The organism is Klebsiella sp. C349492 (genome assembly GCF_042055345.1).
GTDB lineage: Bacteria > Pseudomonadota > Gammaproteobacteria > Enterobacterales > Enterobacteriaceae > Klebsiella > Klebsiella scottii.
The window spans coordinates 233,843-246,043 of record NZ_JANQCE010000007.1; the positions used below are offsets into that span (position 1 = coordinate 233,843).

Below are 12,201 nucleotides of genomic sequence, written 5' to 3' on the forward strand. Positions count from 1 at the left end.
GTCTCGACCACCATCTATTGGCAGTTCAAAAATATTCACCAGACAGGCCCTTATCCAGATATAGCATAATGAATAGGTGCCTGGCAGAAGCGCTGTCAGTGATAATTCATTGTATCATGGGGGTACTTTAGCGTTCTTCGGTACTACGGGTAGAATAGCGACGGTTTAACACCAAAGAGATCGGAACGGCAGCCCCATGAACAGTCAGCTCGTGCCGCCAAAATTAGCTGACCGCTACAATGATTTAGAGACTCTTTGACGGAATTGAACCAGTCTTTCTACAACCGGACTCTCCATCGAACTGCGTTCGATTTTTCTTTATTCCGCTGTAGGGACATGGCTGTTCTGTGCTCGCCCTGTCAGCACCCCGCTCCCCCATGTCCCTACGGCGTAACTGTTTTGCGAGGCCCTGCCTTACTTGCCTGTCAATCGAATGCCACCTGAAACTATTTTTCCCCCATCACCGGCTTAAATACACTTTTTTCTGATGGATGCAGCCGTTGCCATAATCCCTGCTCCCATGCCAGATATTGCCGTGCTGCGGCTTTGTTACCCTTATGGCGATCGTGAGTAAAAAACAGATAATCGATACGCTCGGCATCCGGCGGGAAGTCCGGTGTCACCGCCACAAACCCGCCCGCAGCCTGCCATGCGGTGACTCCCCCAGCCAGTAGCCCACGGACCGGATTATCAACGGCAAACCAGGCTGCCTGTTGCGGATCATCACTGACGAGCACCACATCACTGGCATCCACATCAATCACATGCGAGCGTGTCACCCATTCGCTGCCGGGGATGTGGCCTTCACGATAGCTCTGGCTACTGCGAATATCCCATACTCTTAGCGGCCGCTCACCCGATAGTCCTGCTTTTAACTGGTCAGGACTGATAAGTGGTAACACCGACGCTACGGGAGTCTCCACAATATGCTGAACATTTTCGCGCAGGCCTGCCGCGATCCCGCCTTGCAGAATAAAGGCCTGATGCCCCATTTGCCGTAACCAGTAGGCGGTAACTGGCGCTCGTACATTTTCTGAATCCAGCAACACAAGACGGGCATTGCGCACGCCAACAAACTGGTCCGTCGCCTGTTGTAACTGACCACCCGGCGCATGTTGAGCACTCGCTAATGTCCCGGCCAGAAACTCTGCTTCAGTGCGCACATCCAGCAGGTAAACCGTATGCTGCTCTACAATCCACGTCTTAACTTCTTCAGAGGAAACCCAGCTTGCGCCTGCGCTTTCCGCCAGTATTCTGGCGCGGTTAACGCGCTCATCAGTAACGTCGGTCTCATCCGCATAATGCCGGTTTTGCTGATGTTCAAGTTGATAGTCCGCCAGCATCCACCCTTGCGTGCCATTCTCCAGAGCATATACCGGATTTTTGACGCCTAAATCGATTAGCGATTGTGCGCCAATAATACTGCGGGTACGCCCGGCGCAATTGACCACCACTGGCGTACTGTCATCACGGATGAGATTCCCGATGCGTACGCTCAACTCACCGTTCGGGCAACAAACGCTGCCCGGAATGCTCATTTTCTGGTATTCAGCGAAAGGCCGCCCGTCCAGAATCAATAACGGTTTACCGCTATTAATGTGCGAATGTAGTGCATCGGCGGATATCGCCGGGGTGTGCCGGATGGCTTCCACCTGCTCGCCAAAGGTTTTTGAGGGTACATTTACCCCTTCAAACAGGCTGTAGCCTGCCTGTGACCAGGCCAGGGTTCCGCCAGACAACAAATACACCCGCTGATAGCCAATCGCGATTAAACGACGAACTGCCGCAGCTGCCACACTTTTTTTGCCATCGTCATACACCACGATCCGCACACGGCGGCTGGGAGCCAGCCGGGTAATATCCAGTTCAAGTCGGCTATAAGGCAAAGGTACGGCAAAAAACAAATGCCCTTCGCCATATTCGCCATGTTCACGTACATCAAAAACGGCCAGTTCCTGGCCGTCGCCCAGCCATTGTTCCAGACAGGCGACATTAATTTCTGCGGTCATTGTGGATCCTTTAATACAGGTAGCTTACCGGAGGCGGATGATGGTTAACGCGGTAGTTGCCGATGGCGCGATATTTCCAGGCAACGGGATCGTGGGTGGTGTGAGTACGTGCATTACGCCAATGACGATCAAATCCATACTGGCGTAGCGTCATCGAGGCGCCGCCGACATCAAACATCGCCTGGCTGGCAAACAGCGCAGATTCATTGGCGATGGCCTTCGCTTCGGCAGTGATCACTGCGGCATCAATGGCAAGTTGCTCAATCTCCTCTGCCGCTGCGCCGGAAAAACGCGCCCTCGCCGCACATTCAATCTGTTCCGCGGCCAACAAAACCAGCGCTTCTGCACTATGCGTACGCGCCGCGATCTCACCCACCTTATGCAACAGATAGGGATCTTTATTGCCCTGCGGCTGTCCGCTCTCTTTCACCGAGCGTACCTTACTGCGCGCCCAGTTAGCTGCATCGGCAAGCGCCGCCTGAGCAATACCGACCTCAATAGCGCAATGGATAATTTGCGATGCTGACCCCGTATGGTGCCGCTGCTGTTGCCAGAGATGAACGCGCATAATTTCATGCTCTTCGACCCGGATATCATGAAGTTCAGTGCGCCCGCTGAGCGTGCCGCGTTGCCCCATGCCGGACCAGTCATCATGCAGGATCACGCCATCACGATCGGCTGGGATCACCACCAGCACGTACTCATTGTTCTCATCCAGTGCCAGTACTTTCAGCAACTGCCCCATCAGCGCACCGGTGCTGTAATGTTTTTCCCCGGACAGGCGGTAAGCCTCTGCGCTGCGGATTAAGCGGGTACGTACCTCTCCGCGGAACTGGCCGCCCAGTTCCGCGGAGGCGCCGCCGACTAATATTCCCTGCGCGAGTTTTGGCAGAAACAGATCGCATTGCGCAGGGGTCGCCATCAGACGGGTACGTTCAACAAACACGAAATGCGGCAGTAGCGCCTGTGCAACGGAGGGATCGCCCTTCGCCAGCGCCGCTACCAGCCGTACGAGATCTGGCACCGTGCCGCCTGCGCCACCGTACTCAACAGGCACGCGCAACGCGCCCAGACGCAGATCGCGAACACGGGCGAACGCGGAAAAATTCGCTTTCCCTAGCCGATCGTACTCTGCCGATTCATCCGCAAGCTGTCGGCCAAGCGTCAGCGCACTGTCCAGCAACTTTTGCGAAGTTAACCCGTGGGCACTCACGATTTTTTCTCCAGCCAGGCATCGGCAAGAGTGGAGTAAAACAGCATCGGCCCTTTACGTAGCCCCTGAAGTTGCTTCGAATAGAAACCGAAGAACTTCAATTCCAGCAGATTGACGGAGGCGACGTCGGACTGCACCAATTCCTGCATCTGCCAGATGTATTGCTTACGCTTCTCCACATCCCCTTCCTGCTGAATGCCTTCGATGATGCGATCCATCTCCGGGTTGTTGTAGCCCGACTCATTGCTGGAGGGAGTACCGGGCTTGATGTTCTGGCTCCAGAAACGGCGGGTGACGCCAATTTGCGGATCGGGATACGCGGAGTACCACTGAGAGAAGGTATCAAAATCATATTCGCCAAACACCCGCCGGATCATCGCCGCCAGTTCAAGGTTAACCAGCTCAATCTCAATACCGACGCGCTTAAGCTGCTGCTGCATATACTCCGCAGCGCGCAGATAAACCTGTCCATAAGAGACTTCAGTAATATGGTTAATACGCAAACGCACGCCGTCCGGCCCGCGTTTCAGGCCTGCTTCATCCAGCAGCTGCTCCGCTTTTTCCGGTGAAAATTCATGCTGCGGTAAACCGGGTTTGAAAAACTGCTTCTGGAAGCTGGGCACGCAGCTTTCAGCCACATTAGCCAGGCCGTACCAGACAATTTCTGCCAGCCCTTTTCTGTCGATAGCATGGGCAAATGCCTTACGCACCCGCACATCCTGGAAAGGCTTGCGTCTGAAGTTGAAATCGAAAAAGAAGATCGGCGCTGGAACTTGCCACCCTTCGGTGTCCAGCACCAGATCGGGGTTAGCGGCAAGGCGGGCGACATCGCTTTCCGCCACCGGGTTATTGGCGGCAAACTGAATTTCATTACTTTCCAGCGCCACGCTGCGCGCGCCAGCATCCGGCAACATTTTGAAGATAATGCGGTCCAGATAGGGTTTACCGGTATCCCAGTAATCATCATTACGCTCAAGCACAATATGGCTGCCGCGCACCCACTCTTTAAACTTAAACGCCCCGGTGCCAACGGGTTTTACATTCCACGGGTTGGTAAGCGGATTGATGCCCTCATACAGATGCTTTGGCACAATCTGCGTTTCCGTACCAAACAATACGGACCAGAGAACCGGTGCCGGGCCTGTGAGGCGCAGGATCACGGTATGGTCGTCCGGGGTTTCAACTGAAGTCACTTTGGCGAAGTTCGACGCGCCGCGCGGGTGTGTTTTCTTCACCACATTCAGAATTGACCACTCCACATCCGCCGAGGTAAACGGATGACCATCGTGCCACTTCACGCCTTTGCGCAGATGGAAGGTGATCGATTTGCCATCCTCTGACTGTTCCCACGACTCGGCCAGCTGCGGCTGCGGCTTATAATCTTTGTCATAAGTCACCAGTCCATCAAAGATGCTGGAGGAGACCACCACCGCCGGGCTGGAAATATTGATCCCGGCCACCAGCCCTGCTGGTTCTGGCGTCACGTTGGCGAACAGGGTTCCTCCTTTTACCACGCCTTCGCCGGATGCCTGACTGGCGACCTGCGCCGCAATGGCCGACGGAAGGAAACCGGAAGCAGCCAGCGCCCCGCCACTGATGGCCATCATCTCCAGCAGACGACGACGGCTGATATGCAACGAATCCGAAGATTTCATGCAACCTCCTGAGCTTATTTATTAAGTTAGTGTTAGTAAGAGAAGGTCAGCGGCGGTAATTCACCATTGACGTAAAAATCCCCCAGCGTGCGATATTTATACGCCAGCGGATCGTGTGTGGTATGGGTACGAGCGTTGCGCCAGTGACGGTCGAGGTTGCGCGTACGCACAGTCGCCGAAGCGCCGCCGATGTCGAACAACCACTGGGATACCGCAAGTGAAGCACGCGTTGATACGGTTTTGGCTTCGGCCACCGCCAGTGACGCCTGAGCCGCCAGTTGTTCACAGACATCAACCGCCTGCTGACTAAAACGAGCCTTTGCCGCCGTTTCCAACTGCGTGGCCGCACTGACGACCAGCGCCTCTGCCGCCCGGCAGTGTGCCGACATCTCCCCGACGACGTGTAGCAGATAGGGATCTTCATTGCCGCTGCTCACGCCGCTCTCTTTCACCGGCCGCACATGCTGGCGGGCAAAATCGAGCGCATCATCCAGCGCCGCCTGGGCGATACCGGCATCGATGGCACAATGGATGATCTGTGCCGCCGCCCCGGCATGATGGCGTTGCGTGCGCCACGGCTCCATAACAAGGATTTCCGCAGGTTCGACACGGACATTGTGCAGTTCCGTGGTGCCGCTGGCGCTGCAACGTTGCCCCATCCCGTTCCAGTCATCATGCCGGATAATGCCAGGCCTGTTGGCCGGAACGATGGCGGAAACCATCTGGCCATGCTCATCCAGACAGCGGATCTTCAGCCAGTCGCCAAACAGCGCCCCGGTGCTGTAATGTTTGACGCCATTTAAACGGAAATGGTCGCCTTCCGTGGTAAGCCGCGTTTGCAGTTCGCCGCGGAACTGCCCGCCGCGCTCAGCCGCCGCGCCGCTAAACAGATAACCTGCCACTGCCAGTGATAAAAAATTTTTTTTCTGCGCTTCTGTGCCCATCAATAGCAAGCGTTCAACAAACACCACATGTCCGAGAAAGGCCTGCGCTACGCTGGCGTCACCGCGAGCCAGCGCCAGATATTGCTGTACCACATCGCGCCAGCTTCCCCCTGCACCACCTGCTGATGTCGGAACCCGCAGCGCTCCGAGACGCAATTGACGCATCTGCGCGAATACGTCAAATGGCATGATGCGCCCGGCATCACGGGCGGCTGCCTGCTGCGCCAGCCGAGTTGAAAGTTCGCGCGTGGCGATAAGCAGAACTTCAGCGTCCGGCGCTGAATGTAAATCCGTCATGATACGGCTCTCCTGATGATTAGCGTCTGCTCTGAAGGGATATACGGATGGTGACAGGCAAGCTGGTGCCCCATGCCATGCTCTGCCAGTGAAGGTGATCGCTTGCGGCAATCTGCCTGTACATAAGCGCACCGTTGCTGAAAGCGACAACCTTCGCTGAGTTCGTAAGGATTGACGGGAGGTTCTTCATCCGGAGGAGCCTGTCGCAACCGCCTCTGGTCCGGGCTGGCGCCGGGAATAGTGCTGAGTAACAACCGGGTATAGGGGTGCGCGGCGTGGCTCCATAGCTGAGCACCGGGAAGGATCTCGACAATATGTCCGGCATACATCACGGCGATACGCGAGGCGATGCTGGCCACAACCGACAAATCATGGCTGATAAACAGAATGGAGACGCCGGTACGCTGCTGCAATGCCTGTAACAGATCAACAATCTGCTTTTGCAGGCTGACATCCAGCGCCGAAACCGGTTCGTCGCAAACGATAAGCTGCGGCTGCGGCGCCAGCGCGCGGGCAATGTTCAGCCGCTGACGTTGCCCGCCGGAAAGCTGATGCGGGAATCTGTCCATCAATGAGCGGTCCAGCCCCACATCGTTGAACAGCTGCGCGGCTTTTTCACGCCGCGCCTGGCGCGACAAACAGCTATGCAGACTGAGCGGCAGCTCAATGGCTTTTCTGGCGCGCTGGCGCGGATCGAGGGCAGAAAGCGGGTCCTGAAATACCATCTGGATCGCCCGACGTAGCGGGCGCAATTTCCGCGCCGACAAGGTTGCCAGATTGGTTTCGCGAAAGTGAATATTGCCATTCTGCACCGGCTGTAACCCCACAAGCGCTTTACCCAACGAGGTTTTACCGCAGCCTGACTCGCCAATCAGGGCCAGCACTTCACCCTCGTCAATATGAAAACTGACGTCATCAACGGCGGTAAAGCTGCCGGATGGCGTGGCATAACGCACGGTCAATTGTCGTACATCCAGTAAATGGCCGCTCATAGCTTCCCCTCCGCCAGAGGACGTGCATTCATCAATTGTCGGGTATAGGCATGCTGCGGCTGATGATAGAGCAGCCCGGCGGGCTGAGTTTCCAGGCATTCGCCATTGCGCAGTATCGCCACCCGGTCGGCCAGTTCAGCCACCACGCCCAGGTCATGAGTAATCAGCAAAATGGCGGTGCCAGTTTCCTGTTGTAAAGCGACAAGCAGCCGGATGATTTGAGCCTGAATAGTGACATCCAGCGCCGTGGTTGGCTCATCGGCAATAAGCAACACCGGGTTACCTGCCAACGCCATCGCGATGACCACGCGCTGACGCATGCCGCCGGATAGCTGATGTGGATAACTGGCATAACGCTGTTCGGCTAGCGGAATCCGCACCTTATGCAGCAGTGCCAACGCGCGCGCCTTTGCTTCTTTACGCCCCACCCGATGATGAAGCCGGACCGCTTCCGCGATTTGACTTCCTACCGTCATCAGCGGATTGAGCGCAGAGAGCGCGTCCTGAAAAACCATGCCGATGCGCCCACCGCGTAAATTGCGCAAGCCATCCTCACTGAGATAGCGAAGATCTTGCCCTTCGAAACAGAACCGGTCTGCGGTGATGTTCGCCTCTGCGGGTAATAGCCCAAGCAGCGCATAGCCGGTGGTCGTTTTACCGCTACCCGATTCGCCGACCAGCGCCAGCGTCTCGCCGGTTTCAATCGAAAAACTCAGCCGTTTTACCGCGGGCTGGCTCTGCTCGCGATAAGTAATGGTGAGGTTTTCCACCTCCAGCAGCGCCATTATTGCAATCTCCCTCGTTGTGGATTAATAACGTCGTTGATAGCCCGGCCCAGCAGACTGAGTGAGGCTACGGTAAAGAAGATGGCGGTACCCGGAATGGCGGAGATATAGACGGCGCTGCGCAACACATCTCTTCCCTGGCCGATCATGCTGCCCCAGGAGACAACGTTGGGATCGCCCATTCCGAGAAACGCCAGCGCGGCTTCGGTCAGAATGGCATGACCAACCAGCATCGCCAGCATCGCTACCACCGGAATAAGTACGTTAGGAAGAATGTGCACCAGCAGAATGTGGCTGTTACGCATCCCCATCACCTTGCCCGCCTGCACAAAATCAAGGTTACGCAGCCGACGCGCTTCGCCACGGGCGATACGCGCCACGTTAGGCCATGAGGTCGCAGCGATGCCGAGGGTAATCGTCGACAGGGTCGGCCCGAGGATCAACACCAGCACCAGGGTGAACAGCAGTGAAGGCATAATCTGGAACAGTTCGGTAATGCGCATTAACTGGTTATCAACCCAGCCGCCATAAAAACCGGCAAAAGTACCGACCAGTAACCCCATCAGCGCAGTCAGTAACCCTGCGGCAAGCCCGACAGAGAGCGATAGACGCGCTCCCCAGGCAATGCCGCTCCAGATATCGCGACCCAGCGTGTCTGTACCGAGCAGATGCGCCATATTCTGGCCTGGAGCGAGATACGGACGGGCAATCATCGCCGTGGGATCGCCGTTGGTGATCCAGGGGGCCAGCAAAGCAATGGCGATAACCAGCAACAGCCCCAGCGCGCCAAACCATCCGCCCGCGTGGGTTATGCCCGGAGACTTTAGCAAGCTTAGGGGGCTCATAGGCGCCCCCCGCTGCGGCTACGGGGATCGAGCGCGGCATGGATCAACTCGGTCAGCAGGTTCACCACCACCACAAACAGCGAGGTGACAAACAAAATACCCAACAGCAAATTCACATCGCGCGTCGAAACCGCAGATAGCGCCAGCTGGCCCAGGCCCGGCCAGGCAAATACCGTTTCAATAGTGACGGAGCCGCTTAACATTGCGCCAAATTGCAGGCCGGTTAGCGTCACCACCGGTAATAAGGCGTTGGGAACGATATGACGCCAGATCAGACGAAAACGGCTGCACCCCTTAGCCCGTGCGGTACGAATAAAATCTTGCAGCGCAAAACTGCGCACCGACTCCTGCATCAGGCGGATATAAAGCGCAAGATAGCTGAAAGCTAGACAACCAGCGGGCATAAGCAGATGGCGCGTCACATCCCAGACGTGCTCAAGTCCTGTGAAATCTGAACCCATCGTGCTGGCGCCGCTGGAAGGCAGCCAGCCCAGCTTGACGGTAAACACCACCACGACCATAAGACCAAGCCAGAACACCGGCATGGCAAAACCCAGGGTGGCGATAAGACCAATAACACGTTCAACGGCAGGTTTTCGGGTTACTGCGGCAATCACGCCAAGCAGCGTACCAAGCACAACAGCAATAGCCAGCGACACCCCCATCAGCAGCAAGGTAGATGACAGCCGTTCGAGGATAAGTTGCGACACCGATTCGCTGTAACGAAATGACCAGCCAAGATCAAAACGCAGAACATTTCCCACATAAGAGAAAAACTGCGTCATCAACGGCTGGTCACTGCCAAACTGGCTTCGCAGCTGCGCCATAAACTCCGGCGTCGCCGCCCCCGCTTCCCCGGCGATAACATCCGCCAGATCGCCTGGCACTGTTTTCAGCAGGAAAAAATTCACAATCACTACCATGCACGCCACCGGCAGAGCCTGTAAGACTCGCGCCAGCAACGGATGAATCCGGAAACGTGATGACTTCACAGACGCAACCCCGCCTGTTTCATCAGCGGCAGGACAGCCTCGCCAAAATAAGCAAGGTCCGGCGCATAGTCATAAAACGTCAATTGCACGCCATCGCAGCCCGCCTGCTGCAGGCGTATCAGGTACTGGACAATTTGCTCCGGCGAACCGACAAGTTGGATATTCCCGCCGACGATTTTCTGGTCGCGCTGATGGCCGAGAAACGCCTGGCTGTCTCGTTTTTGCGCAGAGGCGAAGAAGTTATCCACCGCGACGGAGTCCTGCGCCGCAACAATAGCGCGATAATAATCCCAGGCCTCCTGTTCCGTCGGGCGGCAGATGATCATCGGATTGATGAGCGTGCGCAACGTACGCCGCTGCAATGCGGCGGCCGCCCTTACGCGCGCGGTGTGTGCAGGTAAAGCCGCCAGCGCCGCTTCAATCTCAGCACCCGCAGGACTGGTGATAAACACCAGATCGGAGTGACGTGCAGCGTAATCTATTCCCGCCTGCGAACCGGTGGCGTTGACCAGCAATGGCCGTCCGTAACGCGGTTTCGCCGTCACCCAGCCCTCTTCGCTGGACCAGAATTCACCATGAAAAGTGACCTGCTCATTGTTAACCCAGTAACGTTTGAGCAGATCGACGAACTCCTCCGCCATGCGGTAGCGCGTATCATGTTCGATTTGCGCCGTGCCAAACATGCGCGCATAGCTATCCTGATTGCCAGTGACCATATTCAGCCCCCAGCGGCCGCCGGAGATTAAATCCAGCGATGCGCCAAAACGCGCAAGATGCAAGGGATGCCACGGCCCGTAGAGAATATGCAAGGTGGAGATCAGCAGAATGCGCGAAGTGACCGCGCTCAGCGCCGCCGTGGTCATAAACGGATCGATGCTGTGTTCGCGATAACGGATATCGCCGCCATATCCCCCTTTCGGATTCCACTCGGCGAGGCCGAACACCAGATCGAATCCTAACGCCTCCGCATCAAGAGTGAGTTGCTTGTTGTAATCAAAGCGCCAGTCCGTGGTGCGTGGCAGCTGCGACGGGCTCCAGCCTCCGTTTTGAATCGGTAGAAACAACCCCAATAAAAAAGGCTGCTGGAGCACGGTATATAGTGGACTACCCGCAATATCTGCCGGTGATACGTCATGAACATCTGAAATAAGCGAAGTCATTATCGGCCCGGTTCTGGTGAGGTGATGGGCAGATACTAGAGAGCATTATTTTCAGGCAGAAATGAGAATTTGAGATTTGTTTATGCTTTTTCAGAGAATGGAAAAATGACGACCATAAGGAAAGATGTGTAATCCTTTAAATATAAACAAATTACTTAAAATAACCCGGACTTTTCAACATCACAAACCATCAAAAATACTAATGTATTTTATAAGCGATCTAATAGTTATCAGTTGTTCCTGAACCCACTGGCGACTAATTCAAATGCCTGTTTCACCAGCGTCTGGCTGGTGCTGGGGCGAACCCACAAATAAAACTGCGTATCCGGTAAGCGCGGCAAACCATCACTTTCACCAAGGACACGCATATCGCTATCCAGTAACTCAATACTGCGGGCAGTGACGCCGAGCCGGGCCTTAACCGCTGCTTTGATCCCCAGCAGATTGGATGTGGTATATGCCGGTAACCAGCGAACCTGAGCGGCATCCAGCGCCTCGATAGCAACACGACGAAAAATACTGGGATAATCTGCCAGAATAAGCGGCACCTGCGCATGCGGACGATGCTGGTATTGCGCCGAACAGATCCAGACCGTTGGCGAAGTGCGCAGCAGAACGCCTTCCAACTGAGGATCGAAGCGGGTTGAAATGGTCATATCCACTTCTCCACGATGCAGCGCCTCCATCAAAAACGGGCTGCGGCCCACATCCAACTCAATATTAAGCGAAGGCGCCCAACGGGCGATCTGGCTGAGTAGCGGCGGCAGTAAGGTGTCGGCAACATCATGGGGGGAACCAATCCTCAACACGCCGGTGAAACGACTGTCTTTTAATGAACGCATGGCATCATCGTTGAGCAATAACAGGTCGCGCGCATAGCTGAGCAACTGCTGCCCCTGTTGCGTCAGGCGTTTTGTTCTGCCATCTTTTTCAAACAGCGTGGTGCCGACTAGCGTCTCAAGACGTTGCATCTGCTGGCTTACCGCTCCCTGCGTTCGGCCTAACCGGATACCGGCTTTGCTAAAGGTGTGCAAATCAGCTACCGCGATGAAGGTACGCAAGAGTTCAATATCAAGATTTTCTGCATCAGGCATATATCGATGGGCCTTTATGGGTGCCAGGAGGGCCATCTTAATATCAAGACCAGCGATGTTTTAAATGCCTATTTAGCAAATAGACGAGCCTGTATCAGATTATCCCGTCGCCATCAGGCTTACTATGGACTGACCCCCAGTAGACATTTCCTCTGCTCACGACAGGCACTTTTCAAAGACCCCGGCAATACTCCTGGGTTAACGCCTACGGGAAA

10 protein-coding genes are annotated in these 12,201 nt (G+C 55.7%); all 10 read right to left on the reverse strand.

The genetic code is table 11. The annotated features are described in order from the left end of the window. Positions 1 to 446: 446 nt before the first annotated feature. Entirely contained in the window at positions 447 to 2,009 is a 1,563-nt protein-coding gene (locus NWP14_RS22945) for a rhodanese-like domain-containing protein (protein ID WP_375216062.1), read from the reverse strand. Between the two features lie 10 nt (positions 2,010 to 2,019). Beyond that, positions 2,020 to 3,222: an acyl-CoA dehydrogenase family protein gene (locus tag NWP14_RS22950; RefSeq protein ID WP_375216063.1), complete on the reverse strand. Its 1,203-nt coding sequence runs from the start codon at positions 3,220 to 3,222 to the stop codon at positions 2,020 to 2,022. Further along, positions 3,219 to 4,877, reverse strand: a complete 1,659-nt coding sequence (locus tag NWP14_RS22955; RefSeq protein WP_375216064.1) for an ABC transporter substrate-binding protein — start codon at positions 4,875 to 4,877, stop codon at positions 3,219 to 3,221. The genes NWP14_RS22950 and NWP14_RS22955 overlap by 4 nt, the downstream gene beginning before the upstream one ends. A 32-nt stretch (positions 4,878 to 4,909) precedes the next feature. After that, positions 4,910 to 6,118 (reverse strand): acyl-CoA dehydrogenase family protein, encoded by a 1,209-nt coding sequence (locus NWP14_RS22960; RefSeq protein WP_375216065.1) that lies wholly within the window; start codon positions 6,116 to 6,118, stop codon positions 4,910 to 4,912. Further along, positions 6,115 to 7,110, reverse strand: coding sequence for an ABC transporter ATP-binding protein (locus tag NWP14_RS22965; RefSeq protein WP_375216066.1), 996 nt, complete (start codon positions 7,108 to 7,110; stop codon positions 6,115 to 6,117). Before NWP14_RS22965 ends, NWP14_RS22960 begins: the two co-directional genes overlap by 4 nt. Next, a complete protein-coding gene (locus tag NWP14_RS22970) occupies positions 7,107 to 7,895 on the reverse strand; it encodes an ATP-binding cassette domain-containing protein (RefSeq protein ID WP_375216067.1) in 789 nt (262 codons plus the stop codon). Before NWP14_RS22970 ends, NWP14_RS22965 begins: the two co-directional genes overlap by 4 nt. Then, complete coding sequence (locus NWP14_RS22975) at positions 7,895 to 8,740, reverse strand: ABC transporter permease (RefSeq protein WP_375216068.1); 846 nt, start codon at positions 8,738 to 8,740, stop codon at positions 7,895 to 7,897. Before NWP14_RS22975 ends, NWP14_RS22970 begins: the two co-directional genes overlap by 1 nt. Beyond that, complete coding sequence (locus tag NWP14_RS22980) at positions 8,737 to 9,732, reverse strand: ABC transporter permease (RefSeq protein WP_375216069.1); 996 nt, start codon at positions 9,730 to 9,732, stop codon at positions 8,737 to 8,739. The genes NWP14_RS22975 and NWP14_RS22980 overlap by 4 nt, the downstream gene beginning before the upstream one ends. Next, positions 9,729 to 10,892, reverse strand: a complete 1,164-nt coding sequence (locus NWP14_RS22985; protein WP_375216070.1) for an LLM class flavin-dependent oxidoreductase — start codon at positions 10,890 to 10,892, stop codon at positions 9,729 to 9,731. Before NWP14_RS22985 ends, NWP14_RS22980 begins: the two co-directional genes overlap by 4 nt. A 230-nt stretch (positions 10,893 to 11,122) precedes the next feature. Continuing rightward, positions 11,123 to 11,986 (reverse strand): LysR substrate-binding domain-containing protein, encoded by an 864-nt coding sequence (locus tag NWP14_RS22990; RefSeq protein WP_375216071.1) that lies wholly within the window; start codon positions 11,984 to 11,986, stop codon positions 11,123 to 11,125. Positions 11,987 to 12,201 lie beyond the last annotated feature (215 nt).